We start from the raw sequence: 26,582 nt of genomic DNA on the forward strand, positions 1-26,582 counted from the left end.
GTGTCCTGCGCGTCCCCCGCATCCTACGGCGCAGGTCGTCGCAGGCCGCTGTGGGAGGATCGGTGTACCCACCCAGGTACAACGTCGCACCTACGAGGAGCGTGCCCATGTCGTCGAATCCGGTCGCCGAGACCGTCGCCTCGCTGCTGCCCAGGGCGAAGGCCGAGCTCGCCGAGCTGGTGTCCTTCAAGTCGGTGGCGGACTTCGACCAGTTCCCGAAGAGCGAGAGCGAGGGCGCCGCGAACTGGGTCGCCGACGCGCTGCGCGCCGAGGGCTTCGAGGACGTGGCACTGCTGGACACCCCGGACGGCACCCAGTCGGTGTACGGCCATCTGCGGGGCCCGGAGGGCGCGAAGACGGTTCTTCTCTACGCCCACTACGACGTGCAGCCGCCGCTGGACGAGGCCGCCTGGACCACCCCGCCGTTCGAGCTGACCGAGCGCGACGGCCGCTGGTACGGCCGAGGCAGCGCCGACTGCAAGGGCGGCCTGATCATGCACCTGCTCGCGCTGCGCGCCCTGAAGGCGAACGGCGGGGTCCCGGTGCACGTCAAGGTGATCGCCGAGGGCTCGGAGGAGATGGGCACGGGCGGCCTGGAGCGCTACGCGGAGCAGCACCCCGAGCTGCTGCGGGCGGACGCGATCGTCATCGGCGACACGGGCAACTTCCGTGTCGGCCTGCCGACGGTCACCACCACCCTGCGCGGAATGACCCAGGTCCGCGTGCGGATCGACACGCTCGCGGGCAACCTCCACTCGGGCCAGTTCGGCGGCGCCGCCCCGGACGCGCTGGCCGCGCTGATCCGCGTACTGGACTCGCTGCGCGCCGAGGACGGCTCGACGACCGTCGACGGGCTGTCCGCCGACGCCGCCTGGGAGGGCCTCGCCTACGAGGAGGCGCAGTTCCGCACGGACGCCAAGGTTCTCGACGGCGTCGGGCTGATCGGCGGCGGCTCGGTGGCCGACCGGATCTGGGCCCGCCCGGCCGTCACGGTCCTCGGCATCGACTGCCCGCCGGTCGTGGGTGCCACCCCGTCCGTGCAGTCGAGCGCCCGCGCCGTGATCAGCCTGCGGGTACCGCCGGGCGTCGACGCGGCCGAGGCGACCAAGCTGCTCCAGGCGCACGTGGAGGCGCACACGCCGTGGGGCGCCCGGGTGCACACCGAGCAGGTCGGGCAGGGCCAGGCGTTCCGCGCCGACACCGACAGCCCGGCCTACCAGGCGATGACCGACGCGATGGCGGTCGCCTACCCGGGCGAGCGGTTGCAGTACGCCGGCCAGGGCGGCTCGATCCCGCTGTGCAACACGCTCGCGGGCCTCTACCCGGACGCGGAGATCCTGCTCATCGGCCTGAGCGAGCCGGAGGCCCAGATCCACGCCGTGGACGAGAGCGTCTCCCCCGAGGAACTGGAGCGGCTGTCGGTGGCGGAGGCGCTGTTCCTGCGCAACTACGCGGCGGGCTGAACCACTCCGCTCCTGGCAGAGGGGCCCCGCCCATCGGCGGGGCCCTGCCTACGGTCGGCGCATGGACGTCTCGGCGACCGGCGACAACGCCTCAGGCGTGCGTGCCGGGCCCGCGTCTGCGGCCCGATCCAAACGACAGGCACCAGCCGCCCTGACCGGCGCCCAGGTGCTGACCCATCGCCTGGGCGCGCCTCGTCCGGGATGAGCTCGCCGGTGCCCGCCGCCACGGTTCGAGGAGCGGGAACGGCCGATCCACGCGGCCGCACCGGCCGACGGGACCGTGATGCCGGGGGTGTTCAACCTCGACCGGCCCCGGCTCCTCCACTCCGTGGCCCGGCCGGCGGAGCCCGGCGCCCGGACGGCCTGCTTCGGCCGCGGTGAACCAATGGTGGGCGGCGCGGCGGCCGCGCTGCGCGGGGCGACCGCGTTGTCGTGAGCCGGCGTCCTGGGCGGACGTCAGCCGACAGGCACACCGGCCTCCAGGTAGAGCGCGCTCCCCCGCTCACGAGCCCGCAGCGCCCAGCGGAGCCGCTCGTAGCGGACCGGCGGCAGCATCTCGGCGGCCTCCTGCTCGGTGGCGAAACGCCAGGCCCGCAGCTCCGGGCCGGGCAGCAGCACCCGGGACGCCTCGCCGGACTCCAGCCGACCGCCGTCGAAGAGGAGACGGAGCCCGCCGAAGCCGGGGGGCGCCGGCTCCTCCCAGTCCACGACCAGCAGCCGCGGCACGTCCCCGAGCCGTATCCCGGTCTCCTCGGCCACCTCGCGCATACCGGCACGGGCCGGTGCCTCGCCGGGCTCGACGACACCGCCGGGGAACTCCCACCCGGCCTTGTAGGTGGGGTCGACGAGCAGCACCCGGTCCTCCTCGTCGAAGAGCAGCACACCCGACGCGAGTGTCTCGGCGGTGGGTTCCCGGGTCTGCACGATGTCGCAGGGGGCGACGGCTCCGCTGCCGACGGCCTCGGCGATCCGCACGGCGGTCTCCCGCGGGGTGAGGGACCCGGAGTCGACGGGGTGGGCGTCGGCGGTGAGCCAGGAGGCGAGGGCGGCGCGGTAGGGCTCGATGTGGTCGTACGACCACTGCCGTATCCGCGTCTCCCCGTCGGGGAGGTCGGCGGGGACCTCCCGCCCGGCTATGCGCTCCCGCAGGATCGTTTCCGCCGGTGCGAGGAGGATGTGCCGGACCGCAATACGACGCGCAGCGAGGCCACCGAAGATCTCGTCGCGGTACTCCTGGCGCAGCAGGGTCATCGGGACCACGAGAGTCCCGCCGAGCTCGGCGAGCATCGCCGCGACGGTGTCGATGACCAGCCGTCGCCAGATCGGCAGGTCCTGGAAGTCGCCGACCTCGGTGAGGTGTTTGGGCGGGAGCAGGTGGGTGAGCGCCCCGCCGATGACCTCGGGGTCGAAGAGCGTGCTGTTCGGGATCAGTTCGATCAGTTCCCGTGCGGTGGTGGTCTTCCCCGCACCGAACGCGCCGTTGATCCAGACGACGGTCACGGACTTCCCCCTCTTCTGTTGGCTCCCTGTGGCCTGCCCGCTCCACGCTGTAGCGGAAACCAGCCCAGTTGAGAGCGTACACACCAAGGTGCCGGTGCCCCCATGACGGGAACTCCGGCACCACGCCTGTCAGAGGTTCTCCTCCTGGGGTCCTACTCCTGTCCCAGCGCGCCGTCTTCGAAGTCGAGGCTGTCATGGCTGACAAGGTGGCCGACGGTGTCCACGGTGTCCGACACGCTGGTGTCCCCGACCACGTCGGTGTCCACCCCGTGGGAGGGAGTGATGGCGGCCACGACGAACCCGGTGGCCAGCGAGGCGATGGCGAGCATGCTGCGCTTCTTCATGCCCTGACCAACTGCGGAAACGGCCGGGAGTCACGCGGATCACGACGGTTGTTCTCCAAAGGCGGGGCGCGGCCGCAATTCCATGGCCGGTTGCGCCACAGGGTCGTCGTCGGTCGCGAGTCGGGGCCCGCGCGCGGCGGGCCGGGATGCGGGACGATACCGGGAGGGATGCGCGGCGATCTCGTCGAGGAACTCCTGGAGCAGATGCAGTAGGGCGTCGGGGTGCTCCAGGTGTACGTCGTGGCCTGTGCCGGGGATGCTCACGGCCGTTGTCCCCGGGTGCCGTCGGAGCATGGCCCCGGACTCCTGTGGAGAGATGATGCCGGACTGGCCAAGGACGGCCAGGACCGGACAGGTGATCCTCGCCCACTCGTCCCAGAAGGAACGCTGTGCGTTCTCGGCCAGCGAGGCCACCATGACGCTCCGGTCGAAGCGGGGCCACCAGCCGCCGCGCTCCTCCAACCCGGCGGCCCATCCCTCGCCGACCGCACCGCCGCCGAGGAATGCGACGGCAGCCTCCCGCGACGGGAACGGTGTGGGCCATGCGTCGAGCCATCCGCCGATCTCGGCCTGCACGTTCGGGTTCGGTCCGCCGGGGCCGGCTTCGACCAGGACGAGCGCGCGCACGAGGTGGGGGTGTGCGGCGGCGGTGAGCATGGCGGTATGGCCGCCCAGGGACTGGCCCACCAGGACGGGCTGGTGCAGGTCGAGCTGTTCGAGGACGGCGACGACATCGGCAACGTACGCAGCACGGCTCACCTCGCGTGGGAGGCGCTCGCTGGCGCCGTGGCCGCGCTGGTCGATGGCGACAACCCGGTAGCGAGGGCTCAGGGCTCGGGCGAGGATGTCCCATTCGCCTGCGTGTCCGGCAAGCCCGTGCAGGAGGACGATGGGCTGCCCCGAGCCGCCCCAGTCGCGGCAGGACAGGCGGACCCCGTCGCGTTCCACGGTGCGTTCAGACCACGTCACACAGGCCTTCTTCCAGGGTCGACGGAGGGGGGGTTGTTGATCAGAAGCGGAACATCTCGGCGAACCGGCTGAGAAAGGCGGGATCGCCTTCTGCGCGCACGCTGCCGTCAGCGAGTACTTCGTCGGCGGTCTTGCTGCCGCTCATCAGCTCGCGGATCGGGTGGCCGGACAAGCGCTCAACGACGAGGTCAGGAGCAGGATGCGCACCGAAGCCGACGGTCAGCGCGCCGTTCGTGATCTGTAGGCGGATGGTGAACTCGTCCATGCGGACCTCGAAACCGGCGGTGGTGCCCTGGGCCGTTTCGGGCCGGTAGGTGGTGCGGAAGGACATGGCCACCGACTCGGCGGTGATGGCCTCGCCGGGGCGGGGCTCCGTCATCGTCCGGGCTCCCCAGCGGCCCAGCGCGATGAGCGCCGGTTCGAGGTCCCTCCCGTAGTCGGTGAGCTCATAGACGACCGCCCGCTCGGGGTGCGGCAGCGCACGGCGGGTGGCCAGTCCGGCTTCTTCAAGTTGCTTCAGACGGGTCGACAGGATGTTGGTGGGGATGGCAGGCAGACCCTTACGCAGGTCCGTGTAGCGCTGGGGTCCGTTGAGCAGGTCGCGGACGATCAGCATGGTCCAGCGTTCACCGATCATTTCCATCGCCCGTGCCAGTCCACAGAACTGGCCGTACTCGCGAATCGCCATGATGCAGATGGTAACTCAGGATTCACTTGACAAAGTCTGCTTGTAAAAAGCAAGTTGGCACATGGCAGCCAACGCGTGCCATCGCTAACGGTGTCATCGAAGCCCACGACACCCCCCCCAGCCTCGCTGACCCGCCAGACCGTTCCGTCCACCCGCGACCAGGAAAGACCTCCGCATGTCCCAGACGCTCAACCCCCCGGCCGCCCTCGACGTGAGCCCGGTCCGCCCGGTGCCACCACTCCTGCCGACCGCCGGCATCGCAGCAGGCCCGATCTTCCTCGCCGGCGGCCTGGCCCCAGGGCCTGACCAGGGACGGGTTCGGCTTCACCCGCAACGCTCTGAGCCAGCTCAGTCTCGGCACCCTCGGCTGGATCCAGGTCACCGCCTTCCTGCTCACCGGCCTGTTGGTCATCGGCGGCGCGATCGCGATACGCCGGACACTGGGCGATGCGCCCGGCGGCACCTGGGCGCCCCGGCTGCTCGGCATGTTCGGTGCCTCGTTCCTGTTCGCCGGGGTCTTCCGCGCCGACCCGGGGGCCGGGTTCCCCGCCGGTACCTCGGAGAACCGGGTCACCACGCTGAGTGCACACGGCACCGTCCACATGCTCAGCGGCACGGTCGGCTACCTCGCGCTGTGCGGCGCGTTCCTCGTGCCCGCCCGGCACTTCGCTGCCCGCGGTCAGCGCGGCTGGGCCGTCACCTGCCGCCTCGTGCCGGTGGGAGTCCTCGCCGGATTCGCGGGCTCCTCCATCACCGTCCTGGCCTTCACCATCGGAGCGGGACTCGGCCTCCTCTGGCTCACCGCAGTGTCGGTCCGGCTCCTCACCGCCGCTCCGACAACGCAGCGGTAAGCACGCCCCTGCGGCTTGCAGGCCAGGCGAAGCGGAACGATGATCCCAGATCACTACGCACGGATAGACGGGACACTGCGACATGACTGAACCGGTGAAGGGCCCTGCGAGCTACTTCCCTTCGATCGAGAAGAAGTACGGCCGCCCGATCACGGAGTGGAAAGACGCCATCCGGTCCTCTCCCCTGACCAAGCACATGGAGCTCGTCTCCTGGCTCAAGACCGAGCACGGCCTGGGCCACGGCCACGCCAACGCGCTCGTTGCGCACACCCTCGCCGAGGACAGCAGACAGTGAACCGCACGTGATCCCGTACAGGGGGCGGACCAGCGGCTTCTCGCGGAATCATCCGCGGGAGGCCGCACTGCCTTTCCTGTCCAGGGCGGCCGGAAACGGCGCGGCTTCTTCGCCTTGTCCCGTCCCATGAGCTGCTCGACGACCGGGCGTGTACCAGGAGACTCGGCCTGACCGCACTGCCACCAGGCCTTGCCCCGTCAGGCGGCCGCGCCGAACCCTTCGGCGCGCAGGTCCTGGTCTCGGAGCGTACCTCCGCACGCTGCCGCTCAGCGGTGCGGCCCATCTCGTACAGCGGGAGCGTGCCTTCCGGCAGCTCGACCGCACGACGGACGAAGTCGACCACCATCTCCGGGTACTCGGCCGGCTTCGGGAACCGGCCCATCCGCTGGTACGACTTCAGCGCCAGCAGCAACGCGAGCTGATGACCGTCGGAGTCCATCCGCTCCGCTGCCCACGCTGCCTCCTCCCGCGTCGGCGCGCAGAACAGATGCAGCTCATGCGCGGTGATCAGCCGCTTGAACCGCGGGTACGCGGTCCGCTCGATCGAGGTCACAAGTCCCGCCCCAGGCCCACAGATCAGTCAGTACCAGCACCAACGACCTTCGGCCGATGAGTGACAGCTGCTACCGCGCAGGCGCCAGGATCAAGTACTGGCGGCTTTTGGGCTTACCTCGGCGCTACCCCTACCCCGTCAGGCAGGCAGGCAGGCGGCGAGACGACCCTGGAGCTCTGGGTGGCCGCCGAGGAGCTCGACGCGTTCAACGCCCACATCATCGGCACGATCGAGGTGGTGCACGAGTTCCACGAGGCGTCCGCCGGACCTGCCTAATGGCTGGCCCGGCGAGCGGGGCCGGGAACCCGGCGGAGTCGGCGCGAGTTCCCGGCGTCCGCCTCAGACGCCCGCCGCGGCCGTGTCCGGACGCCGGGCCAGGGCGGCGGCCGCCGCGCCCACCAGACCCGCGTCCGTGCCCATCTGAGCCGGTGTCACCGTCAGACGCCGGACGAAGGACAGGGTGGCGTAGTCGGCGAGAGCCTTGCGCAGGGGGGTGAACAGGACGTCGCCCGCCTTGCCCACGCCGCCGCCGATGACCGCGATGTCGATCTCGACCAGCGTCGCGGTGGCCGCGATTCCGGCGGCGAGGGCCTGCGCCGCGCGCTCGAAGGAGGCCAGGGCGACCGGGTCGCCGTCCTGGGCGGCGGCGGCCACCGCCGCGGCGGACGTGTCGCCGTCCGGGCCGGGTCGCCAGCCGCCCGCCAGTGCCCGTCGGGCGATGTTGGGGCCGCTGGCGAGGCGCTCGACGCAGCCGCGGGAACCACACGGGCACGGATCGCCGTCGAGGTCGACGCTGATGTGACCGATGTGGCCGGCGTTGCCGGTGGGTCCGGGATGCAGCCTGCCGTTCAGGACCAGACCACCGCCGACGCCGGTCGAGACCACCATGCACAGCGCGTTGTCGTGGCCACGGGCCGCGCCCTGCCAGTGCTCGGCCGCCGTGATCGCCACACCGTCGCCGATCAGCTCGACGGGCAGGCCGCCGGTGGCCGCTCGCACCCGCTCCACCAGTGGGAAGTCGCGCCAGCCGGGCACGTTGACCGGGCTCACGGTGCCGGCGGAGGCGTCGACCGGTCCCGCGCTGCCGATGCCGATGGATGCCGCGCGCCCCCACAGGGGCGATCCGGCCAGCTCTCCGAACACCTCCTCCACGGCCCGCATCACACGCGCGCCGTCCTCCTGCGCGGGCGTCGCGCGCTGCGCGCGCGCATGGATCCGTCCGTGGCCGTCCACCAGCGCGCCGGCGATCTTGGTGCCGCCGATGTCGAGCGCCGCCACGAGGTCGGTGTGCATCAGGTGAGATCTCCCCGTCAACCGTGAGAAAAGGCTGCCCGGTCAGCGGTGGGGGCGCGGGCCGGGGATTGCGATGGACAGTGTCTCCCGCATCTGACAACGTTGTCCAGGCTCTATGCTCGACGCCACATCCTCATACAACCCCATGGACCGACGCATCCCCCGTGGACGACAGGACAGGACACCGCACTGTGCCCGAGAGCCCCCGCCGCGCCTCCGGCTTCCCAGACCGCCACTCCGGGAGCCGCTACGGAAACCGTCCGACGATGAAGGACGTCGCGGCTCGGGCCGGAGTCGGCCTGAAGACGGTCTCGCGCGTGGTCAACGGGGAACCCGGTGTCACCCCGGACACCGAGCGCCGCGTCCAGGAGGCCATCGACGCACTGGGCTTCCGGCGCAACGACAGCGCCCGGGTGCTGCGCAAGGGCCGCACCGCGAGCATCGGGCTGGTCCTGGAGGACCTCGCCGACCCCTTCTACGGCCCGCTCAGCCGCGCGGTCGAGGAGGTGGCCCGCGCCCACGGCGCCCTGCTGATCAACGGCTCCAGCGCCGAGGACCCCGACCGTGAGCAGGAGCTGGCCCTCGCGCTGTGCGCGCGGCGGGTGGACGGGCTGGTGATCATCCCGGCCGGGGACGACCACCGTTACCTGGAGCCGGAGATGAAGGCCGGTGTCGCGACCGTGTTCGTGGACCGGCCCGCCGGGAAGATCGACGCCGACGTGGTGCTCTCCGACAGCTACGGCGGCGCCCGCGCCGGTGTCGCCCACCTCATCGCGCACGGCCACCGCCGGATCGGCTTCGTCGGCGACATGCCCCGCATCCACACGGCGGCGGAGCGGCTGCGCGGCTACCGGGCGGCCATGGAGGACGCGGGGATACCGGTCGAGGACTCGTGGATGTCCCTCGGGACCACCAGCCCGGAGCGGGTCCGCCGGGCGGCCGAGGAGATGCTGTCCGGCCCCTCCCCCGTGACCGCGATCTTCGCGGGCAACAACCGGGTGACGGTCACCGTGATCCGGGTGCTGGCCGAGCACTCCCGCCGTGTGGCCCTGGTCGGGTTCGACGACATCGAGCTCGCCGACCTGCTCCAGCCCGGCGTGACGGTGGTCGCCCAGGACGCGGCCGCGCTGGGCCGTACCGCGGCCGAACGTCTCTTCCGCCAGCTGGACGGCAGCCTCGTCACGCCGGAGCGCATCGAGCTGCCGACCCGGCTGATCACCCGCGGTTCGGGCGAGCTGCCGCCGGAGGACTGAGCCCGGGCGCGCAATTCGACCTGCGGCCCCGGCCAGGATCTGCGAACGCCCGGCCCTAACCGGCGGAGCCGGAGGCCGTCAGGCCGCCACGGCGGGGTGTCGCGTAGGCCTCCAGGTCGGCGCGGGTCAGTCCGGTCAGGCGCGCCACCTCGGCGATTCCGAGGGCGCCGCAGTCGAGTCCGCGCAGCAGATAGCCGCTGAGCGCCTTGGCGGTGGCCGGCTCGTCCATGACGTCGCCGCCGGTCCGGTTGACGTAGCGGGCGAGGCGGCCGGCAGCCTGTTCGAAGCCCTCGCGGTAGAAGGCGAAGACGGCGGCGTAGCGGGTCGGGATGTGACCGGGGTGCATGTCCCAGCCCTGGTAGTAGGCGCGGGCGAGGGCGCGGCGGGTGAGGCCGTAGTGCAGCCGCCAGGCGGCGTGGACCTTGTCGGTGGGGCCGACCGGGAGGACGTTGGTGGAACCGTCCGAGACACGTACGCCGGTGCCCGCCGCCGCCACCTGCATGACCGCCTTCGCGTGGTCGGCGGCGGGGTGGTCGCTGGCCTGGTGGGCGGCGGAGACACCGAGGCAGGCGCTGTAGTCGAAGGTGCCGTAGTGCAGTCCGGTGGCCCGGCCCTCGGCGGCCTGGATCATCCGGGCCACGGTGGCCGTGCCGTCGGCGGCGAGGATGGCCTGGCTGGTCTCGATCTGGATCTCGAAGCCGATCCGGCCGGGTTCGAGGCCGTGTGTCCTCTCGAAGGCCTCGAGCAACCGGACCATGGCGGTGACCTGCTCGGGGTACGTCACCTTGGGCAGGGTGAGGACGAGGCCGCCGGGCAGTCCGCCCGCCTGGATCAGCCCGGTGAGGAAGATGTCGAGGGTGCGGATCCCCCGGTCGCGTACGGCGGCCTCCATGCACTTCATGCGGATGCCCATGTACGGCGCCGCCGTGCCGTTCCGGTGGGCCTGCGCGACCAGCCGGGCCGCACGGGCGGCCGCCTCGTCCTCCTCGGCGTCCGGGCGCGGGCCGTAGCCGTCCTCGAAGTCGATCCGCAGGTCCTCGACCGGCTCACGCTCGAGCTTGGCGCGGACGCGCGTGTACACCGGCTCGGCGAGTTCGTCCGGCAGGCCGAGTACGGCGGCGAAGGCAGCGGCGTCCGGGGCGTGTTCGTCGAGGGCGGTGAGGGCCCGGTCGCCCCAGGAGCGGATGGTGTCGGCGGCGAAGGCGTCGCCGGGGACGTACACGGTGTGGACGGGCTGGCGGGTGCCGGGATCGCCGGGGTAGAGGCGGTCGAGTTCGGCGTCGACCGGCGCGAGGGAGGCGCCGATCTCCTCGGTGACGGCGCCCGCGAGGCTCGTCGTCACCCGCTCCTGCTGGCCCTGGCTCATGCCGCACCCTCCTGTTGCCCAGCCTACGAAATCAACAATCTGTTGAACGAAGCTATCGGTGCGCCTTCCTGATGGTCAACACCGGGAACGCGTGAGGCTCCCGTGACCGGTGCGGTCACGGGAGCCTCACGGATTCGGCCTGACGGGGATCAGCCCTTGCGGGCCTTGACCTCTTCGGTCAGCTGCGGCACGACGTCGAACAGGTCGCCGACCACGCCGTAGTCGACCAGCTCGAAGATCGGGGCTTCGGCGTCCTTGTTGACCGCCACGATCGTCTTCGAGGTCTGCATGCCGGCGCGGTGCTGGATCGCGCCGGAGATGCCGTTGGCGATGTACAGCTGCGGGGAGACCGACTTGCCGGTCTGACCGACCTGGTTGGTGTGCGGGTACCAGCCCGCGTCCACCGCGGCGCGGGAGGCGCCGACGGCCGCACCGAGGGAGTCGGCGAGGGCCTCGATGATCGCGAAGTTCTCGGCGCCGTTGACGCCTCGGCCACCGGAGACCACGATCGCGGCCTCGGTCAGCTCCGGGCGACCCGTGGACTCGCGCGGGGTGCGGGCGGTCACCTTGGTGCCGGTCGCCTTGTCGGAGAAGGACACCGACAGGGCCTCGACCGCACCGGCGGCCGGGGCGGCCTCGACGGCGGCCGAGTTCGGCTTGACCGTGATGACCGGGGTGCCCTTGCCGACACGGGACTTGGTGGTGAAGGACGCGGCGAACACCGACTGGGTGGCCACCGGGCCCTCGTCGCCGGCCTCCAGGTCGATGGCGTCGGTGATGATGCCGGAACCGATGCGCAGCGCCAGACGGGCGGCGATCTCCTTGCCCTCCGCGGAGGACGGGACCAGCACGGCGGCCGGGGAGACCGACTCGACGGCGGCCTGGAGGGCGTCCACCTTCGGGACGACCAGGTAGTCGGCGTACTCGGACGCCTCGTGGGTGAGGACCTTCACCGCGCCGTGCTCGGCGAGCGCGGCGGCGGTGTCGGCGGCGCCGTTGCCGAGGGCGACGGCGACCGGCTCGCCGATGCGGCGGGCGAGGGTCAGCAGCTCCAGAGTGGGCTTGCGGACGGCACCGTCCACGTGGTCGACGTAGACGAGGACTTCAGCCATGGGAATGCTCTCCTGCGTGCGAAAGTTGAGGGGCGGTCAGCGGGTGCGGGCCTCAGATGAACTTCTGGCTCGCGAGGAACTCAGCGAGCTGCTTGCCGCCCTCGCCCTCGTCCTTGACAATCGTGCCGGCCGTGCGGGCCGGGCGCTGGGCCGCGGTCTCGACCTTGGTCCAGGAACCGTCGAGGCCGACCTCCTCGGCGTCCACGTCGAGGTCGGACAGGTCCCAGGCCTCCACCGGCTTCTTCTTGGCCGCCATGATGCCCTTGAAGGACGGGTAGCGCGCCTCGCCCGACTGGTCGGTGACGGACACGACCGCCGGGAGCTGCGCCTCCAGCTGCTCCGAGGCGGCGTCGCCGTCGCGGCGGCCCTTGACCGTGCCGCCCTCGACGGAGACCTCGGACAGCAGGGTGACCTGCGGGACGCCGAGACGCTCGGCGAGCAGGGCGGGAACCACACCGGCGGTGCCGTCGGTGGAGGCCATGCCGGAGATGACCAGGTCGTAACCGGCCTTCTCGACGGCCTTGGCCAGCACCAGGGAGGTGCCGATGACATCGGTGCCGTGCAGGTCGTCGTCCTCGACGTGGATGGCCTTGTCGGCACCCATGGACAGGGCCTTGCGCAGGGCGTCCTTGGCGTCCTCGGGGCCGACGGTCAGCACGGTGACCTCGACGTCGTCGTCCGAGTTCTCGGCGATCTGCAGCGCCTGCTCGACGGCGTACTCGTCGAGTTCGGAGAGCAGACCGTCCACGTCGTCGCGGTCGACGGTCAGGTCATCGGCGAAGTGCCGGTCGCCAGTGGCGTCGGGCACGTACTTCACAGTGACAACGATCCTCAAGCTCACGCCGGCTCTCCTACTGCATCGTCAGTTCTGGGCTGCCTCTTGCAGGCAGCATAGGCGTCTCAGGCGGCCGATCCCGGTCGGGGCGGCTGCGCGCTCCGAACGAAATATTACTCGCCAGTACACCCAGTTCGTTCCCGCTAAGCAAGCGCTTTGAACTGTGACCTTCGCAACGCAGCGTAACCGGAACTCGACCGCCCCGCAGGCCGGGGTCGGCGCTCAGTCGCGCAGCCCGCCGAATCGCCCCTGGTGGTACAGCAGCGGCCGGCCGTCGCCCGCGGGGTCGCCCAGGACGACCTCGGCGAGCACGATGCGGTGGTCGCCCGCGGGGATCCGGCCCACGATCCGGCACACGAGCCACACCAGGACGTCGTCGAGGACCGGGACGCCCTCGGGACCGTCGCGCCACCCGGTGGGCGGGCCGAAGCGATTGGCGCCGCTGCGCGCGAAGGTGGCGGCCAGCTCACTCTGGTGCTCGCCGAGCACATGGACGCCGACATGGTCGGCCGTGGCTATCGCGGGCCAGCTGGAGGCCGTCGTACCGATGCCGAAGGAGAGCAACGGGGGTTCGGCCGAGACGGAGGTGAGGGAGGTGGCGGTGAAGCCGACCGGTCCGCCGTCGCCGCGGGCGGTGATCACCGCGACACCCGCCGCGTGCCGCCGGAAGGCGGAGCGCAGCAGGTCCGGGGAGGCCGGTCGGGGGGTGCGCAGGCCAGGAGCGGCCGTCATGGAGTTGTCCTTCTGAGAGAGATCACGAGGGGGTCCGTCGCCGCTCAACAGCTCGGACAGCACGCGCTCGCGGTGCGGCGGGCGTGGTCGGCGTGGACCGGCCCGAAGAGCCCGGAGAGAAGGAGTTCCCAACGCATGAGGTCAGGCTGGCGATGAATGACGTGTGCAGTCAAGCGCGTTCCGGGTTCTGCGACATGCCTCACCGTGCGCCCGGCGCTCACGGCTCCTCTGCGCCTCCTGCGGCGGCGCGGCGGCGGACCGCCTCGCCCAGCGCGGCGATCACATCGGCCTTGCGGGGCTGCCCCGCGGCACGCCGGACCACGCGTCCGTCCGCGTCGAGGACCAGCACGGTGGGGGTGCCGCGGACTTCCAGCGCGCGTACGAGGTCCAGGTGGGCTTCGGCGTCGATCTCGACGTGGGCGACGCCGGGGACCATGTCGGCCACCTCGCCGAGAACGCGCCTGGTGGCCCGGCAGGGCGCGCAGAAGGCACTGGAGAACTGGACGAGCGTGGCCCGCTCACCGAGCTCACCGCCCAACTCGGGCGCCCCGAGCCGCATTCCGTCGTCAAGGCCGCGCAACAGTGCTCTCCCGTTTCGTATCCGCGTAGTAAAGCCAGTTTAAAAGACCGAGGTGGGTAGTACGCCGACGTGACGAGGATCTCGCCGAACCGCGGCACCAGGGCTGGCTACCCGACCGTTCTTCGGGCACGATCTGCGAGACGCCGTAAACCTACGGCTGCGTAACTTGTCCGCCCGGGGCCCCTTTCCCAGGCAGAGCAGAAAGGGCCTGTCCCGCCCATGGCAGAGCTGGTCTACCGTCCCGTCGTCGGTCTCGCCCTGACGATGTTCAAGGCCTGGGACCTCAAGATCGACTGCAAGGGCTCGGAGAACATCCCGCGCTCGGGCGGTGCCGTGCTGGTGAGCAATCACATCAGCTACCTGGACTTCATCTTCAACGGGCTGGCGGCTCTGCCGCAGAAGCGCCTGGTGCGCTTCATGGCGAAGGACGCGGTCTTCCGGCACCGGATCTCCGGTCCGCTGATGCGCGGGATGAAGCACATTCCGGTGGACCGCGCGCAGGGCGAGGCCGCTTACGCGCACGCGCTGGACTCCCTCAAGTCGGGTGAGATCGTGGGTGTGTTCCCGGAGGCGACGATCTCGCAGTCCTTCACCCTGAAGGGCTTCAAGTCGGGCGCCGCGCGCCTCGCCCAGGAGGCGGGCGTACCGCTGGTGCCGATGGCCGTGTGGGGCACGCAGCGGCTGTGGACCAAGGGCCGCCCGCGCAACTTCAAGCGGAGCCACATCCCCGTCACCATTCGCGTGGGCGAGGCCATGGAGGCTCCCCGTGAGCAGTACGCGGGCGCCATCACCCGGCGGCTGCGCGAACGCGTGCAGGAGCTGCTCGAGGCCGCCCAGCGCGCCTACCCCGCCCGCCCCAAGGGCGCGGACGACACCTGGTGGCTCCCCTCCCACCTCGGCGGCACGGCCCCGACGCAGGAGGAACTGAAGGCTGCCGAGGCCCGCTGAGGCCTCCGTCAACCGGGTACGGGGCCCGGCCGGCTCTCCCGCCGGCCGGGCCCCGTCACGTACAGGACCGGCAGCCGCCACGCGCGCATCACCAGGGCACTACGCCGGCGTCGTCGAAGAACTGGCCGGTGGGGCCGTCGTCGGGCAGGGTCGCGAGTTCGATGGCGATCGCCGCGCCCTGTTCGGGGGTGCGCACGCCGCGGAAGCCGTTGAGGTCGGTGGCGACGTAGCCGGGGCAGCCGGTGTTGATCAGGATGTTCGTGCCGCTCAGCTCGCGGACGTACTGGAGAGTAACGGCGTTCAGGAACGTCTTCGACGGCGCGTACGCCACGGACACCGGACCTGCGGTCTGCTCGGCGGAGGGTCCTGACTGCCGGGTGAGGGAGCCGACGCTGCTGGACATGTTCACGATCCGTGGTGCGGCGGAGCGGCGCAGCAGCGGCAGCATCGCGTTGGTGACGCGGATGACGCCGATCACGTTGGTGTCCACGACCGTTCGGATGGTGGCGGGGTCGGTCCGGGTGGGCTCCTGTGGCATGTCGCCTGCGATGGCGGCGTTGTTGACGAGTACGTCGAGGCGTCCGGCCTGTTCGTCGATCAGCCGTGCGGCGGCGGTCGCGCTCGCGTCGTCGGTCACGTCAAGCGGTACGGCGAACGCGTCGACGCCGGCGGCACGCAGTTTCTCCACCGCGGCGCTTCGGCGCCGGTCGTCGCGGGCGCCGACGCCGACGCGCCAGCCGAGGGTGCCCAGGCCTGCGGCGATCTCGTAACCGATTCCCTTGTTCGCGCCGGTGACCAGTGCGATCGTTCGTTCAGTCATGGGGACGATGCTGCCTTCGGGCCCCGGCGGGGGTCCAAGACCGATCGAGTGCGCAACGATACCGTCAGGGTATCGATCCGGGATAGCGTGGCCGGATGGAGACCCGGGAACTGCGGTATTTCGTCGCTGTCGCCGAAGAGTTGCACTTCGGGCGTGCCGCGCAGCGGCTCGGGATCGCGCAGCCACCATTGTCACGGGCGATCCAGCGGCTCGAACGTCGGCTCGGGGCAGCACTGTTGGATCGGACCAGTCGCACCGTCACGCTGACCGAGGCCGGCTCGGTGTTGTTGGTCGAGGGCCGGGCGGCTCTCGACGCGGTCGAGGCCGCCGAGCGCCGGACCCGCCGCGCCGCCCTTTCCGTGACCGGCCGCCCCGGCCTGGTCCTGGTCACGAAGGCCAGCGCGTCCAGGGAACTGCTGGCGAGACTGCTCGACACGTACGCCGCCGAACCCGACGCGGTCCCCGTGGACGTCATCCTGTGCGGTCCGGCCGAGCAGGAACGACTCCTGCGCGAGGGCCGGGCCGATGTGGCGCTGCTGCACCGGCCGTTCGACTCGACGGCCGGATTCCACACCGAAGAGCTCAGCACGGAGGGTCAGGTCGTGGTCCTGCCGGCCGGGCATCCGCTCACCGCCCGGACCCATGTGAACATGGCCGACATCACCGGGCTGCCGGGCCTGCCCCTCCCCCGCTGGCCCGACCCCGACGGCACCTACCCGCCCGGGCCCGGCCCGCAGGTCCGCGACCACGCGCAGTTGTTGCAGCTCGTCGCGCTCGGCCGTGCCTGTGCGGTCTCACCGGAGTCGTGCCGAGCCCAACTGCACGGTGACCTCGCCGCCGTGCCCGTGCTGGACGCGCCGACAGTCACCACCGTGATCGCCTGGCCACCGCACAGCCGGTCCAGAGCCGTCGCCGACCTCGTCCGGACCGCGACCCGTCTGTCATAGGCCCGGTGCCACGGCCCATACCGCTCAGGCAGGTCGCACCAGATCAATACACCCAAGGCCTGCGTTTGGATCAGGCCGCAGACGCGGGGCCCGGCACGCACGCACCGGACCCCGCTCACCCCCGCCGACAAGCACCGCCGACATCTTGCGACCCGATCCGAACGACAGACCCTAGTGCGCCATCTCTTCCTTGACCGCCGTCACGAACGCGTCCACGTCGGACTCGCTCGTGTCGAAGGAGCACATCCAGCGCACGACACCGGCCGCTTCGTCCCAGAAGTAGAAGCGGAACCGCTTCTGGAGCCGCTCGCTCACGTCGTGCGGGAGCTTGGCGAAGACGCCGTTGGCCTGCACCGGGTAGAGGATCTCCACGCCGTCCACCGCGCGTACGCCCTCTGCGAGGCGCTGGGCCATCTCGTTGGCGTGGCGGGCGTTGCGCAGCCACAGGTCCTTGGCGAGCAGGGCCTCCATCTGCACCGAGACGAAACGCATCTTGGAGGCGAGCTGCATGGACATCTTGCGCAGATGCTTCATGTGGCTGACGGCGTCCTGGTTGATGACCACGACGGCCTCGCCGAACACGGCGCCGTTCTTGGTGCCGCCGAGGGACAGGATGTCGACGCCGACCGCGTTGGTGAACGTCCGCATGGGCACGTTCAGGGAGGCGGCGGCGTTGGCTATCCGGGAGCCGTCCAGGTGCACCCGCATGCCGTGGGCGTGGGCGTGCTCGCAGATCGCGCGAATCTCTTCCGGCGTGTAGAGCGTGCCCAGCTCCGTGCTCTGGGTGATCGAGACGACCTGCGGCATCGCCCGGTGCTCGTCCTCCCAGCCGTACGCCTGCCGGTCGATCAGCTCCGGGGTGAGCTTGCCGTCGGGCGTGGGCACGGTGAGCAGCTTGAGGCCGCCCATGCGCTCGGGGGCGCCGCCCTCGTCGACGTTGATGTGCGCGCTCTCGGCGCAGATCACCGCGCCCCAGCGGTCGGTGACCGCCTGGAGCGCGACGACGTTCGCGCCGGTGCCGTTGAAGACCGGGAAGGCCTCCGCCGTGGCCCCGAAGTGGCTGCGGATGATCCGCTGGAGGTTCTCGGTGTAGTCGTCCTCGCCGTAGGCCACCTGATGGCCCCCGTTGGCGAGCGCCAGGGCGGCGAGCACCTCCGGGTGCGCTCCCGCGTAGTTGTCACTGGCGAAACCGCGGACCTCCGGGTCGTGGTGACGACGCGCGTCGGTCTTGGGTGGGTTCACGGCTTCTCGGTCAGCCACAGACGGTTTCCGTTCACTTCCGCGGCGGGCTTGTCCCAGACCTCGGTGATGGCCTCGGCCAGGTCCTTGACGTCCGTGAAGCCCGCGAACTTCGCGTTGGGTCGCTCGGCGCGCATGGCCTCGTGCACCAACGCCTTGACCACCAGGATCGTAGCCGCGGACGTGGGGCCGTCCTCACCCCCGGCCTTGCGGAAGAAGTCCGCCATCGCCAGGGTCCACGCCTCGGAGGCGGCCTTGGCGGCCGAGTAGGCCGCGTTGCCGGCGGTCGGCTTGCTCGCGCCGGCCGCGCTGATCAGCACATACCGGCCGCGCTCGCTGCGCTGGAGCGCCTCGTGGAAGGCGAGCGAGGTGTGCTGCACGGTCTTGACGAGCAGCAGCTCCAGGAAGTCCCAGTCGTCGAGGCTGGTCTTGGTGAAGGTCTCGCTGCCGCGCCAGCCGCCGACGAGGTGGACCAGGCCGTCGACACGGCCGAAGTCCTTCTCGATGTGAGCGGCCCAGTCCCGGGTGGACTGAAGGTCGAGCAGGTCGACCGTGTCCCCGGTGACGGTGGCGCCGCCGGACGCGTAGCGCGCCGCGTCCACGGCCTCCGAGAGCCGCTCGGGGTCGTTGTCCGCGCCGACGACGGTGGCACCCGCCTCGGCGAGCCGGAGCAGCGCCGCCCGGCCGGCGGGTCCGCCCGCGCCGGCCACCGCGATCACCGCACCGCTGAGAGCCCCGTTCCCCATTTTCTTCGCCTCCATAGCAGTGTTCTGTGCGCGGTCGCTCACGCGGCCACCCGCTCGGCGCTGTCCGCGGTGATGCCCTTGGTAGAGGCGATCACGTTCTTGAGCTTCTTGGACAGGGCCTCAAAGAACATGCTCAGGGGAAACTCGTCCGGAAGCACGTCATCCACGAGCTTGCGCGGCGGCAGCGTCAGGTCCAGAGCGTCCGGGCCCTTGGCCCACTTCGAGCCCGGGTGCGGCGCGAGGTAGGTGGAGACCAGTTCGTACCCGGCGAACCAGTGCACCAGCTTCGGGCGGTCGATGCCGTCCCGGTAGAGCTTCTCGATCTCGGCGCACAGCTGGTTGGTGACCTGGGGGGCGCGTTCCCAGTCGATGGTGAGCTTGTTGTCCGTCCAACGGACGACGTCGTGCTTGTGCAGGTAGGCGAAGAGCAGCTGGCCGCCGACGCCGTCGTAGTTGCGGTTGCGGTCGCCGCTGACCGGGAAGCGGAACATGCGGTCGAACAGCACCGCGTACTGCACGTCGCGGGCCTGCGGGACGCCTTCGGCCTCCAGCTTCACGGCCTCCTTGAAGGCGGTGAGGTCGCAGCGCAGCTCCTCCAGGCCGTACATCCAGAACGGCTGGCGCTGCTTGATCATGAAGGGGTCGAACGGCAGGTCGCCGTGGCTGTGCGTGCGGTCGTGGACCATGTCCCACAGCACGAAGGCCTCTTCGCAGCGCTTCTGGTCGTGGACCATCGCGGCGATGTCCTCGGGCAGCTCAAGGCCCAGGATGCCGACGGCGGCGTCGGTGACGCGGCGGAAGCGGGCGGCCTCGCGGTCGCAGAAGATGCCACCCCAGGTGAATCGTTCCGGCGCCTCGCGCACGGCGATGGTCTCCGGGAAGAGCACGGCGGAGTGGGTGTCGTAGCCCGCGGTGAAGTCCTCGAACTTGATGCCGCAGAACAGAGGGTTGTCGTACCGGTCGCGCTCCAGCTCGGCCAGCCACTCCGGCCAGACCATGCGCAGCACGACCGCCTCCAGGTTGCGGTCCGGGTTGCCGTTCTGCGTGTACATCGGGAAGACCACCAGGTGCTGGAGGCCGTCCGCACGGCCCGCGGCCGGCTGGAAGGCCAGCAGCGAGTCCAGGAAGTCGGGGACCTCGAAGCCTCCGTCGGCCCAGCGGCGCAGGTCCTTGGCGAGGGCCTGGTGGTAGGCGGCGTCGTGCGGCAGCAGCGGGGACAGGTCCTCGACGGACGCTATGACGCGGCCGACAGCCTGCTGCGCGTCGGCCCGGTCCGGGGCACCCTCGGCGCCGAAGTCGATCGACCCGTCCTTGGACTGCCATGGCCGGATCTGCTCCACCGCATCCTTGAGCACGGGCCAGGCCGGGTGCTCAACCACCCTGGTCGTGAGAGGAACCTGTTCCTCTGAGCCCACCTGCACAAGAATTTCCGTCATGTCCCATCCTCCACGGGAGAACCTCGCGTATGGATACCGTATGCATACGGGGTTTCTCTCAGCAAGAGGCCGAGCGGGAAATTATTCTGCGCAGCCCCTTGGTCACCGCTCTTTTTCCTGCCTGAAACCGTGACGACGCTCACTTCCGCCGCGCAACGGCCAACCACCCGTTCACCCTGGGTAACCGCCCGGCCTCCACCCGGCGCGCGACCGGCGCCGATCGGATCCAGCCGCTCGGCGCGGTCAACACACCGGAGACTCGCCCACGCGGGAGTGACCGTCGGCGAGGGCGCGGGCCAGACCTGGAGCCGCTACCCGCCCCCCGGCACCCCAATCCCCCCGTGTACGGGCGGGTTCATCCGCTGACCGGGCCACTAGGCTGCGAGTCCGCCGCGTGGACAGCGCCGTCCGCGATGACCGCCCGTCCGCGCGCGAGCCGAGCCGCCGTCGACGGAAGCGAGTTGAACCTTGAACTTCCTTACCATCGGTCACCGCGGAGTCATGGGCGTCCAGCCCGAGAACACCCTCCGTTCCTTCGTCGCCGCCCAGCAGGCCGGCCTCGATGTCATCGAACTCGATCTCCATCTGAGCAAGGACGGCGCCCTGGTCGTCATGCACGACGCGGAGGTGGACCGCACGACCGACGGCGTCGGCCCGATCGCCGACAAGACCCTCGCCGAGCTGCGCGCCCTGGACGCCGGCCGCGGCGAGCGCGTCCCGGTCTTCGAGGAGGTCCTGGACGCCGTACGGACGCCCCTCCAGGCGGAGATCAAGGACGTGGCCGCGGCACGGGCGCTGGCCGAGGTGATGCACAAGCGCGACCTGGTGTCCCGGGTCGAGGTGTCCTCCTTCCACGACGAGGCGATCGCCGAGATCGCGCGCCTGGTGCCGGGCGTGCGCACCGCGCTCATCGCCGGCCGGTACGGCACCGACGTCGTCGATCGCGCCGTGCAGGTGGGAGCGGCGACCGTCTGCCTGAACATCCGGCGCCTCACCCTGGAGGTCGTCGAGCACGCCCGCAAGGCGGACCTGAGGATCATCGGGTGGGTGGTGAACACCCAGGACCACCTGCGTCTGACGCGCGCACTCGGGCTGGACGGCGCGACCACCGACTACCCGGAGATCAAGCGCACGGGCCGCTTCACCGCGTGACTGTCAGGCCAGCGGCTTGACCAGCAGCTCGAACTCCAGGTCGTCGCGCAGCGGGATACCGAAGCGCTCCTCGCCGTACGGGAACGGTCTCATCTGTCCCGTACGGCGGTAGCCGCGCCGCTCGTACCAGGCGATGAGGTCCTCGCGCGCGGAGATCACCGTCATGTGCATCTCGGCGACCTTCCAGCCGTCACGGGCGTGCCGCTCCGCCTCCGCGAGGACCAGCTTGCCGAGGCCGGCGCCCTGGAGCGTGGGGCTGACCGCGAACATGCCGAAGTAGGCGTGCTCCCCGCGGTGCTGAAGGTGGCAGCAGGCGACGATCCGGCCGTCCCGCTCCGCCGTCAGCAGCCTGCTGTCGGGCGACTTGATGACCTTGAGCACGCTCTCGGCGTCGGTGCGCGCTCCGTCGAGGATGTCCGCCTCGGTGGTCCACCCGACCCGGCTGGCGTCTCCCCGGTATGCCGACTGGATCAGCGCGAGCAGCGCGTCCAGGTCGGTTTCGGTGGCGTCGCGGAAGATGGGGGCGGCGGTGTTCATGGGATGACCCTCCGGATCAGTGGCGCGGCACGGGAGTGAGACGAGTAACGATGCCACTACTCTCCGGACGCATGGTGCATGTACTCAGCAGCCGAACCCTCCTGCGGCCGGCCGACCCCGAGCGGTCCCGCGCCTTCTACGGCGGGCAGCTGGGCCTTTCCGTCCACCGCGAGTTCGGCACCGGCCCGGAACGCGGCACGGTCTACTTCCTCGGCGGCGGCTTCCTGGAGATCTCCGGACGGGCGCCGACCCCGCCGGCCCCGACACCCACCCCGACCCCGCCGTCCCAGGCCGTACGGCTGTGGCTCCAGGTCGCGGACGTGACCGAGGCACACGAGGAACTCCTGGCCAGGGGCGTGGAGATCGTCCGGCCGCCGGTGCGGGAGCCCTGGGGCCTGATCGAGATGTGGATCACGGATCCGGACGGCACACCGATCGTGCTGGTGGAGGTTCCGGCGGATCATCCACTGCGGTACCGGCCGGGAATCTGACCGGCGGACAGCGGTGCGGTGCGGCGGGATCTCCGGATGGCCGCGGTCCGCGCGCGGGGCTAGCGTGCTGGGAGGGGGCGGTTGCCTTTCCCTGCCGGGAGGAACCTCATGAAGTTCGACAGACCGGTGGCCGGCGGACCGTGCTGGACCGAGCTGGGGACAAGCGACCTGGAGGGCGCCAAGCGGTTCTACACGGATCTGTTCGGGTGGCGTCCCGAGACGGATCCACGGCAGGAGGCGGGCGGCTACACGGTCGCACACCTCGGGGACGCGGCGGTGGCCGCGCTCTCCCCGCTCTACCAGGAGTCCCAACCGGTCGCGTGGAACGTGTCGTTCGCGGTGACGGACGCCGACGCGACGGCGCGGACCGTCGAGGAGGCGGGCGGCCGCGTGATCCTCGGTCCGATGAACGTGTTCGACGTCGGCCGCTTCGCCGTGGTCCAGGACCCCGCCGGGGCGGCGTTCCAGCTGTGGCAGGCGCGAGCCTTCCCGGGCGCCGGGTTGTTCAACGCGCCCGGCTCGCTGGGCTGGGTGGAGCTCGCGACCCGCGACACCGGCCGGGCGCGGGACTTCTACACCACGGTCTTCGGCTGGAGCGTCAACGCCTCGGACTGGTACACGCAGTGGGGCATCGACGGCGCGGACTTCGGCGGGATGGCCGACATGGGCGACCGGTTCCCGACCGGTGTACCGCCGCACTGGCTGCCGTACTTCGCGGTGGAGGACGTGGACGCGACGGCGCGGGTGGCCCTCGCGGCGGGCGGTTCCGTCCCGATGAAGCCCACATCGGTACCGGACGGACCACGCATCGCCGTACTCCGGGACCCTCAGGGGGCGGCCTTCGGCGTGCATGTGGCAAGCGAGGAGGGGTGAAGTCCGCGTCGCCCGTGGCGTGGTGACTCCCGCCGTGCGGCGCGGCCGCGCTCCGTCGAACGCTCCCCCCGTACACCTCTGCGCTCGCGTGCGCGCCTCCTGCCCCGGGAATCGCACCTACGACGGATCGTGACGGCGCGAAGCGGGGAGGTGCGCGTGCACGGACCGGCTTCGCCCGGCTGGCTGCTGGTCGCGCTGTGTGCGGCGACCGGCGCCTACTGCCTGCTGCGGATGCGCAGCGGCGTCGAGGAGCAACGGCACTCCGCGGGCGGTGAGGCGCTGATGGGCTTCGGCATGGCCGCGATGGCCGTGCCGTCCGCGGTGTTCGCCCCGCCGTCGTGGACATGGCCGCTGTACGCGGTGGTGTTCGGCGGGGCCGCGCTGCGCACGCTGTGGGCCGCGCGCGGCGCCCCGCACCATCTCCACCACCTGGTGGGCACGACGGCGATGGTCTACATGGCGGCGGTGATGACCGTCTCCCCCGGCTCCCCCGGTGTGCACCACCACGGGCACGGCACCTCCGGGGTCCCCCTGGTGACGGGGCTGCTGCTGGTCTACTTCACCGGCTATGTGCTGCTCTCCGGCATACGACTGGTCCCCGCCGCGGCGGCGGTCGGCACCGGGTCCGGGCTCCGCTGGGGGGACCGCCCGGAGCTGTCGCGGGCGTGCCGGCTGTCCATGGGGATAGGGATGCTCGCGATGTTGCTGACGCTCTGACCCCCGCCACGTACACCCGCGCCACGTACACAGTGCGCGAAGTTGCCTGCGTCACTTGCCGCGGCGGACCGTACCTCCGGGCCGTCCGCCGCTCATAGGGTGTCGACCATGATGGTCACCGCCGCACTTCTGCTGCTCGGCGCCCTGACCGCCGTCCTGGCTCCCCGGCTGCTCGTCCGGATCGAGTGGTCGGACCGGGAACCGGTGGTCGCGCTCTGGGTGTGGCAGTGCGTCGTGGCGGCGGTACTGCTGTGCTGCGCGCTGTCCATGACGCTCAGCGCGGCGGCGGCCTGGCAGGCGGTGCGGGGGCATGTGTTCGCCCCGGCACCGCGGGCGGTCGTGGACGCGTACGCGCTCGGCGCGGCCGGACCCTGGGCGGCGGCGACCGCGGTGGCGCTCGCCTGTGCCGGGCTGTGGAGCGCCGCGATGCTGCTGTGTGAGGTCCTACGGGCGGCGGCCCGGCGCGGCCGTCGGCGGGCCGAACTCCTCGTGCGTGCGCCGTTGTTGCCCGGTGAGGAGCCGGGCGAACAGCTGGTCCTGCTGGAGGGGGAGCGTCCGGACGCCTGGTGGCTGCCCGGCACCGCGCCCCAACTCGTCGTCACCACGGCCGCGTTGCGCCGCCTCAAGGGTCGGCGGCTGGATGCCGTACTCGCCCACGAGCAGGGGCACGCGCGGGCCAGGCACGACTGGCTGCTGCACTGCTCGGCCGCGCTGGCGGCCGGATTCCCGCAGGTACCGGTGTTCGCCGCGTTCCGCGTCGAGATGCACCGGCTGGTGGAGCTGGCCGCCGACGACACGGCCTCGCGCCGTGTCGGCCGGCTGACGACGGCACTGGCGCTGGTGGAACTCAACGAGGACCGTGGCGTGTTCGGCCCCGCCCCCACCCCGCAGGCGCACGTCCCGCAGCGGGTGCACCGGCTGCTCGCTCCCCCGGACCGGCTGTCCGCGATGCGGCGGCTGCGGCTGACGGCGACAGCGGCACTGGTACCGGCGCTCCCGGTGCTGGTGGCGTTCGTCCCCGGGCTGCGCGCGCTCGGCTGAGCGCCACGACGGACTCCGGTGTTCGCCTGGGGCCCCGCCCGTCGGCGAGGATCATGGCATGCACCGCCCGCCCCGCCCGTCCGGGTACCGCCCGGCGCTCCTGGCCACCGCCGTCCTGGCCATGCTGTGTGCGCCGCTGCTGATCCTCGTCGCCGTCGAGTGGCGGCCTCTGGTGAGCCTGGACGAAGAGATCGCCCGCACCAGCCACCGCTGGGCGCTCGACGAGCGCGGACTCACACACGTCTTCCGCGTGCTCACGCACTGGGTCTGGGACCCCGTCACCATGCGTCTGGCGGCGGGGGCGGCCGCGGTGTGGCTGGTGTGGCGCCGGTCGGCCCGGTGGACGGCGCTGTGGCTGGTCCTCGCCCTGGCGGCGGCCACGGGCCTGCAACAGGGTCTGAAGGCGCTCTACGACCGCCCCCGCCCGGTCTGGCGGGACCCCGTCGACTCCGCGCACTTCGCCGCCTTCCCCTCCGGTCACGCCATGACAGCCACGGTGGTGTGCGGACTCCTGCTGTGGCTGCTGCACCACTTGGGCGCCGGGCGGACCCTGTGGCGTGCGGCCCTGGCCGTGGCCGTCGTCTCGGTGGCCGGGGCGGGCCTGACCCGCGTGTGGCTGGGGGTGCACTGGGCCTCGGACGTGGTGGGCGGGTGGCTGCTCGGCGCGCTGGTGGTGGCGTTGGCGGTGACGGTGCACGAAGGGGTGCGGAGCCGCGGATCCCGCCGTTGAACCGCCCGTACCGGACGGCAGAGGCGCTGGAGACCGCCGGCGCGCGGCCGGGCGGGGCCCGGCTGCCGGTGCTGGACCTGGTGCCGGCTCCGCCGGCTGTTCAGGCGCCGGCCGTCTGAGACGATCCCCCGTGTCGCCCCAGACGGACGGCAACCTTGAGCGGGCCCGCGCCGGAGCGGGTCCTCCCGCCTTGACTATAGTTGGCTGGCAGCCAGTCAACGCAGGAGTTACAGCATGTCCCCGCGCAGCGCCTCGGTCAATGAAGAGTTGCGCCGACGTTCCCGTGAGCGGCTGCTCCAGGCCGCCGTCGAGTTGGTCGACGAGCACGGGTTCGAGGCCACGACCCTGGGTGACATCACGGACCGGGCGGGTACCGCGCGCGGACTGGTGTCGTACTACTTCCCCGGCAAGCGCCAGCTGGTGCAGTCGGCGGTGCACCGGCTGATGCACCGCACGCTGGAGGAGGCCCTGGAGCGCGAGCCGCGCACCGAGGACGGCCGGGAGCGGCTCGCCCGGGCCATCGACGCGATCCTGGGGCTGGCCGAGCGGCGGCCCGTGCTGATGCGGCAGCACATGGCGGGACTCCTCCAGGCCCAGGGGTTCGTGCAGTGCCCGGAGCAGCGGCGGCTGTCGGAGCTGCTGAGCGAGACGGTCGCCCGGTACGGCTCGCAGGACGTCACGGCCGACTATCCGATGCTGCGCGCACTGCTCATGGGTGCCGTGTTCGCGGCGCTGGTTCCGGGTGTGCCGATGCCGGTCCCGGTGCTGCGGGCCGAACTGTTCAAGCGGTACCGGCTCGACTGGGAGCTGGGTGTTCCGCCCGGGACGGAACCGCCCGGTGGAGGCGCGAGGGACCTGTCACGGTTCTTCGCGACGGACGAACGGGCCGCGCGGCCCGGGCACGCCGAGCCGCCCGGGCAGGGCCGATAGCGCGGCGTACCCGCGTGGTCGCAGACCCCCTGGGCTCCATTCGGGTTCCATACGGCTTCCATTCGGGCGGACACGTCCGCGTGGTCGCTCGCGGCACCCTGTCAGCGCGGCCCTCGCGGTGCGATGCTGGACGCAACAGCG

At 71.4% G+C, this 26,582-nt stretch carries 29 protein-coding genes; 13 read left to right on the forward strand and 16 right to left on the reverse strand.

Going from position 1 to position 26,582, the window contains the following annotated elements; genetic code table 11:
- Nucleotides 1-107 precede the first annotated feature (107 nt).
- Nucleotides 108-1,463, forward strand: a complete 1,356-nt coding sequence (locus ACIPK3_RS28785; RefSeq protein WP_402574278.1) for a dipeptidase — start codon at nt 108-110, stop codon at nt 1,461-1,463.
- Nucleotides 1,464-1,919: 456 nt separating this feature from the next.
- Here the strand turns inward: ACIPK3_RS28785 and ACIPK3_RS28790 are convergent, their stop codons facing one another.
- The 4 genes from ACIPK3_RS28790 to ACIPK3_RS28805 form a co-directional block, all read right to left on the reverse strand.
- Nucleotides 1,920-2,963, reverse strand: a complete 1,044-nt coding sequence (locus ACIPK3_RS28790) for an NUDIX domain-containing protein (RefSeq protein ID WP_402574280.1) — start codon at nt 2,961-2,963, stop codon at nt 1,920-1,922.
- Nucleotides 2,964-3,115: 152 nt separating this feature from the next.
- Nucleotides 3,116-3,307, reverse strand: a complete 192-nt coding sequence (locus tag ACIPK3_RS28795; protein ID WP_402574281.1) for a hypothetical protein — start codon at nt 3,305-3,307, stop codon at nt 3,116-3,118.
- 39 nt (nt 3,308-3,346) lie between these two features.
- Nucleotides 3,347-4,276: an alpha/beta fold hydrolase gene (locus ACIPK3_RS28800; protein WP_402574283.1), complete on the reverse strand. Its 930-nt coding sequence runs from the start codon at nt 4,274-4,276 to the stop codon at nt 3,347-3,349.
- A 40-nt stretch (nt 4,277-4,316) separates the two neighbouring features.
- Nucleotides 4,317-4,964 carry a winged helix-turn-helix transcriptional regulator gene (locus ACIPK3_RS28805; protein ID WP_402574285.1) on the reverse strand — a complete coding sequence of 216 codons (648 nt, stop codon included), beginning with the start codon at nt 4,962-4,964 and terminating at the stop codon, nt 4,317-4,319.
- A 338-nt stretch (nt 4,965-5,302) separates the two neighbouring features.
- Between ACIPK3_RS28805 and ACIPK3_RS28810 the strand changes: the two genes are divergently transcribed.
- Entirely contained in the window at nt 5,303-5,815 is a 513-nt protein-coding gene (locus ACIPK3_RS28810; RefSeq protein WP_402574370.1) for a DUF998 domain-containing protein, read from the forward strand.
- A gap of 82 nt (nt 5,816-5,897) precedes the next feature.
- A complete protein-coding gene (locus tag ACIPK3_RS28815) occupies nt 5,898-6,110 on the forward strand; it encodes a DUF4287 domain-containing protein (RefSeq protein WP_402574287.1) in 213 nt (70 codons plus the stop codon).
- On the opposite strand, the gene ACIPK3_RS28820 is transcribed toward ACIPK3_RS28815, so the two are convergent.
- Both ACIPK3_RS28820 and ACIPK3_RS28825 read right to left on the reverse strand, forming a co-directional pair.
- Entirely contained in the window at nt 6,031-6,663 is a 633-nt protein-coding gene (locus tag ACIPK3_RS28820; protein WP_402574289.1) for a DUF4158 domain-containing protein, read from the reverse strand. The two genes, ACIPK3_RS28815 and ACIPK3_RS28820, sit on opposite strands and share 80 nt — an antisense overlap.
- A 339-nt stretch (nt 6,664-7,002) precedes the next feature.
- The gene (locus ACIPK3_RS28825; RefSeq protein ID WP_402574291.1) at nt 7,003-7,956 is read right to left on the reverse strand and encodes an ROK family protein; all 954 of its coding nucleotides are present in this window, start codon (nt 7,954-7,956) and stop codon (nt 7,003-7,005) included.
- A gap of 164 nt (nt 7,957-8,120) precedes the next feature.
- Between ACIPK3_RS28825 and ACIPK3_RS28830 the strand changes: the two genes are divergently transcribed.
- Nucleotides 8,121-9,209 (forward strand): LacI family DNA-binding transcriptional regulator, encoded by a 1,089-nt coding sequence (locus ACIPK3_RS28830; protein ID WP_402574293.1) that lies wholly within the window; start codon nt 8,121-8,123, stop codon nt 9,207-9,209.
- Between the two features lie 55 nt (nt 9,210-9,264).
- Here ACIPK3_RS28830 and ACIPK3_RS28835 read toward each other — a convergent pair whose 3' ends face one another.
- The 5 genes from ACIPK3_RS28835 to ACIPK3_RS28855 all read right to left on the reverse strand — a co-directional run bounded on the left by ACIPK3_RS28835 (nt 9,265) and on the right by ACIPK3_RS28855 (nt 13,813).
- A complete protein-coding gene (locus ACIPK3_RS28835) occupies nt 9,265-10,575 on the reverse strand; it encodes a DUF6986 family protein (RefSeq protein WP_402574295.1) in 1,311 nt (436 codons plus the stop codon).
- A 149-nt stretch (nt 10,576-10,724) separates the two neighbouring features.
- Entirely contained in the window at nt 10,725-11,687 is a 963-nt protein-coding gene (locus ACIPK3_RS28840; RefSeq protein WP_402574297.1) for an electron transfer flavoprotein subunit alpha/FixB family protein, read from the reverse strand.
- 52 nt (nt 11,688-11,739) lie between these two features.
- Complete coding sequence (locus ACIPK3_RS28845) at nt 11,740-12,528, reverse strand: electron transfer flavoprotein subunit beta/FixA family protein (protein ID WP_402574299.1); 789 nt, start codon at nt 12,526-12,528, stop codon at nt 11,740-11,742.
- Between the two features lie 216 nt (nt 12,529-12,744).
- Complete coding sequence (locus ACIPK3_RS28850; RefSeq protein ID WP_402574300.1) at nt 12,745-13,254, reverse strand: flavin reductase family protein; 510 nt, start codon at nt 13,252-13,254, stop codon at nt 12,745-12,747.
- Between the two features lie 217 nt (nt 13,255-13,471).
- A complete protein-coding gene (locus tag ACIPK3_RS28855; RefSeq protein ID WP_402574372.1) occupies nt 13,472-13,813 on the reverse strand; it encodes a TlpA family protein disulfide reductase in 342 nt (113 codons plus the stop codon).
- A 240-nt stretch (nt 13,814-14,053) separates the two neighbouring features.
- Between ACIPK3_RS28855 and ACIPK3_RS28860 the strand changes: the two genes are divergently transcribed.
- Complete coding sequence (locus tag ACIPK3_RS28860) at nt 14,054-14,782, forward strand: lysophospholipid acyltransferase family protein (protein ID WP_402574302.1); 729 nt, start codon at nt 14,054-14,056, stop codon at nt 14,780-14,782.
- Nucleotides 14,783-14,870: 88 nt separating this feature from the next.
- Here the strand turns inward: ACIPK3_RS28860 and ACIPK3_RS28865 are convergent, their stop codons facing one another.
- Entirely contained in the window at nt 14,871-15,602 is a 732-nt protein-coding gene (locus tag ACIPK3_RS28865; protein ID WP_402574304.1) for an SDR family oxidoreductase, read from the reverse strand.
- A 95-nt stretch (nt 15,603-15,697) separates the two neighbouring features.
- Between ACIPK3_RS28865 and ACIPK3_RS28870 the strand changes: the two genes are divergently transcribed.
- Nucleotides 15,698-16,549 carry a LysR family transcriptional regulator gene (locus ACIPK3_RS28870; RefSeq protein ID WP_402574306.1) on the forward strand — a complete coding sequence of 284 codons (852 nt, stop codon included), beginning with the start codon at nt 15,698-15,700 and terminating at the stop codon, nt 16,547-16,549.
- A 171-nt stretch (nt 16,550-16,720) separates the two neighbouring features.
- Here the strand turns inward: ACIPK3_RS28870 and ACIPK3_RS28875 are convergent, their stop codons facing one another.
- Genes ACIPK3_RS28875 through ACIPK3_RS28885 form a run of 3 tightly spaced genes read right to left on the reverse strand, consistent with a single transcriptional unit; the run spans nt 16,721 to nt 19,970 of the window.
- A complete protein-coding gene (locus ACIPK3_RS28875; RefSeq protein WP_402574308.1) occupies nt 16,721-17,791 on the reverse strand; it encodes a threonine aldolase family protein in 1,071 nt (356 codons plus the stop codon).
- Nucleotides 17,788-18,534, reverse strand: a complete 747-nt coding sequence (locus ACIPK3_RS28880) for an SDR family NAD(P)-dependent oxidoreductase (protein ID WP_402574310.1) — start codon at nt 18,532-18,534, stop codon at nt 17,788-17,790. Before ACIPK3_RS28880 ends, ACIPK3_RS28875 begins: the two co-directional genes overlap by 4 nt.
- Nucleotides 18,535-18,572: 38 nt before the next feature.
- Nucleotides 18,573-19,970 (reverse strand): DUF6421 family protein, encoded by a 1,398-nt coding sequence (locus ACIPK3_RS28885; protein WP_402574312.1) that lies wholly within the window; start codon nt 19,968-19,970, stop codon nt 18,573-18,575.
- A 468-nt stretch (nt 19,971-20,438) separates the two neighbouring features.
- On the opposite strand from ACIPK3_RS28885, the gene ACIPK3_RS28890 reads away from it, so the two are divergent.
- Nucleotides 20,439-21,122, forward strand: a complete 684-nt coding sequence (locus ACIPK3_RS28890) for a glycerophosphodiester phosphodiesterase (RefSeq protein WP_402574314.1) — start codon at nt 20,439-20,441, stop codon at nt 21,120-21,122.
- A 3-nt stretch (nt 21,123-21,125) separates the two neighbouring features.
- Here the strand turns inward: ACIPK3_RS28890 and ACIPK3_RS28895 are convergent, their stop codons facing one another.
- Nucleotides 21,126-21,659, reverse strand: coding sequence for a GNAT family N-acetyltransferase (locus ACIPK3_RS28895; protein WP_402574315.1), 534 nt, complete (start codon nt 21,657-21,659; stop codon nt 21,126-21,128).
- A 71-nt stretch (nt 21,660-21,730) separates the two neighbouring features.
- Between ACIPK3_RS28895 and ACIPK3_RS28900 the strand changes: the two genes are divergently transcribed.
- From ACIPK3_RS28900 to ACIPK3_RS28925, 6 genes are all read left to right on the forward strand, one after another.
- On the forward strand, nt 21,731-22,150 hold the full coding sequence (locus ACIPK3_RS28900; RefSeq protein ID WP_402574317.1) for a VOC family protein: 420 nt from the start codon (nt 21,731-21,733) through the stop codon (nt 22,148-22,150).
- Between the two features lie 108 nt (nt 22,151-22,258).
- Nucleotides 22,259-23,023 (forward strand): VOC family protein, encoded by a 765-nt coding sequence (locus tag ACIPK3_RS28905; RefSeq protein WP_402574319.1) that lies wholly within the window; start codon nt 22,259-22,261, stop codon nt 23,021-23,023.
- 156 nt (nt 23,024-23,179) lie between these two features.
- Nucleotides 23,180-23,740: a DUF5134 domain-containing protein gene (locus ACIPK3_RS28910; protein ID WP_402574321.1), complete on the forward strand. Its 561-nt coding sequence runs from the start codon at nt 23,180-23,182 to the stop codon at nt 23,738-23,740.
- Between the two features lie 108 nt (nt 23,741-23,848).
- Nucleotides 23,849-24,781: a M56 family metallopeptidase gene (locus tag ACIPK3_RS28915; RefSeq protein ID WP_402574323.1), complete on the forward strand. Its 933-nt coding sequence runs from the start codon at nt 23,849-23,851 to the stop codon at nt 24,779-24,781.
- Nucleotides 24,782-24,839: 58 nt separating this feature from the next.
- Nucleotides 24,840-25,511 carry a phosphatase PAP2 family protein gene (locus tag ACIPK3_RS28920; RefSeq protein ID WP_402574325.1) on the forward strand — a complete coding sequence of 224 codons (672 nt, stop codon included), beginning with the start codon at nt 24,840-24,842 and terminating at the stop codon, nt 25,509-25,511.
- Between the two features lie 234 nt (nt 25,512-25,745).
- Nucleotides 25,746-26,441 (forward strand): TetR/AcrR family transcriptional regulator, encoded by a 696-nt coding sequence (locus ACIPK3_RS28925; protein ID WP_402574327.1) that lies wholly within the window; start codon nt 25,746-25,748, stop codon nt 26,439-26,441.
- Nucleotides 26,442-26,582: the final 141 nt, after the last annotated feature.

Source organism: Streptomyces sp. NPDC086787 (assembly GCF_044745865.1).
Lineage (GTDB): Bacteria > Actinomycetota > Actinomycetes > Streptomycetales > Streptomycetaceae > Streptomyces.

What these genes read in the sequence shown, in the direction of transcription:
- ACIPK3_RS28785 (WP_402574278.1), top strand. Translation starts at nt 108, where the DNA reads ATGTCGTCGAATCCGGTCGCCGAGACCGTCGCCTCGCTGCTGCCCAGG.
- ACIPK3_RS28795 (WP_402574281.1), bottom strand. Translation starts at nt 3,307, where the DNA reads ATGAAGAAGCGCAGCATGCTCGCCATCGCCTCGCTGGCCACCGGGTTC.
- ACIPK3_RS28805 (WP_402574285.1), bottom strand. Translation starts at nt 4,964, where the DNA reads ATGGCGATTCGCGAGTACGGCCAGTTCTGTGGACTGGCACGGGCGATG.
- ACIPK3_RS28815 (WP_402574287.1), top strand. Translation starts at nt 5,898, where the DNA reads ATGACTGAACCGGTGAAGGGCCCTGCGAGCTACTTCCCTTCGATCGAG.
- ACIPK3_RS28825 (WP_402574291.1), bottom strand. Translation starts at nt 7,956, where the DNA reads ATGCACACCGACCTCGTGGCGGCGCTCGACATCGGCGGCACCAAGATC.
- ACIPK3_RS28835 (WP_402574295.1), bottom strand. Translation starts at nt 10,575, where the DNA reads ATGAGCCAGGGCCAGCAGGAGCGGGTGACGACGAGCCTCGCGGGCGCC.
- ACIPK3_RS28840 (WP_402574297.1), bottom strand. Translation starts at nt 11,687, where the DNA reads ATGGCTGAAGTCCTCGTCTACGTCGACCACGTGGACGGTGCCGTCCGC.
- ACIPK3_RS28850 (WP_402574300.1), bottom strand. Translation starts at nt 13,254, where the DNA reads ATGACGGCCGCTCCTGGCCTGCGCACCCCCCGACCGGCCTCCCCGGAC.
- ACIPK3_RS28855 (WP_402574372.1), bottom strand. Translation starts at nt 13,813, where the DNA reads ATGCGGCTCGGGGCGCCCGAGTTGGGCGGTGAGCTCGGTGAGCGGGCC.
- ACIPK3_RS28860 (WP_402574302.1), top strand. Translation starts at nt 14,054, where the DNA reads ATGGCAGAGCTGGTCTACCGTCCCGTCGTCGGTCTCGCCCTGACGATG.
- ACIPK3_RS28865 (WP_402574304.1), bottom strand. Translation starts at nt 15,602, where the DNA reads ATGACTGAACGAACGATCGCACTGGTCACCGGCGCGAACAAGGGAATC.
- ACIPK3_RS28870 (WP_402574306.1), top strand. Translation starts at nt 15,698, where the DNA reads ATGGAGACCCGGGAACTGCGGTATTTCGTCGCTGTCGCCGAAGAGTTG.
- ACIPK3_RS28880 (WP_402574310.1), bottom strand. Translation starts at nt 18,534, where the DNA reads ATGGGGAACGGGGCTCTCAGCGGTGCGGTGATCGCGGTGGCCGGCGCG.
- ACIPK3_RS28885 (WP_402574312.1), bottom strand. Translation starts at nt 19,970, where the DNA reads ATGACGGAAATTCTTGTGCAGGTGGGCTCAGAGGAACAGGTTCCTCTC.
- ACIPK3_RS28895 (WP_402574315.1), bottom strand. Translation starts at nt 21,659, where the DNA reads ATGAACACCGCCGCCCCCATCTTCCGCGACGCCACCGAAACCGACCTG.
- ACIPK3_RS28900 (WP_402574317.1), top strand. Translation starts at nt 21,731, where the DNA reads ATGGTGCATGTACTCAGCAGCCGAACCCTCCTGCGGCCGGCCGACCCC.
- ACIPK3_RS28905 (WP_402574319.1), top strand. Translation starts at nt 22,259, where the DNA reads ATGAAGTTCGACAGACCGGTGGCCGGCGGACCGTGCTGGACCGAGCTG.
- ACIPK3_RS28915 (WP_402574323.1), top strand. Translation starts at nt 23,849, where the DNA reads ATGATGGTCACCGCCGCACTTCTGCTGCTCGGCGCCCTGACCGCCGTC.
- ACIPK3_RS28920 (WP_402574325.1), top strand. Translation starts at nt 24,840, where the DNA reads ATGCACCGCCCGCCCCGCCCGTCCGGGTACCGCCCGGCGCTCCTGGCC.
- ACIPK3_RS28925 (WP_402574327.1), top strand. Translation starts at nt 25,746, where the DNA reads ATGTCCCCGCGCAGCGCCTCGGTCAATGAAGAGTTGCGCCGACGTTCC.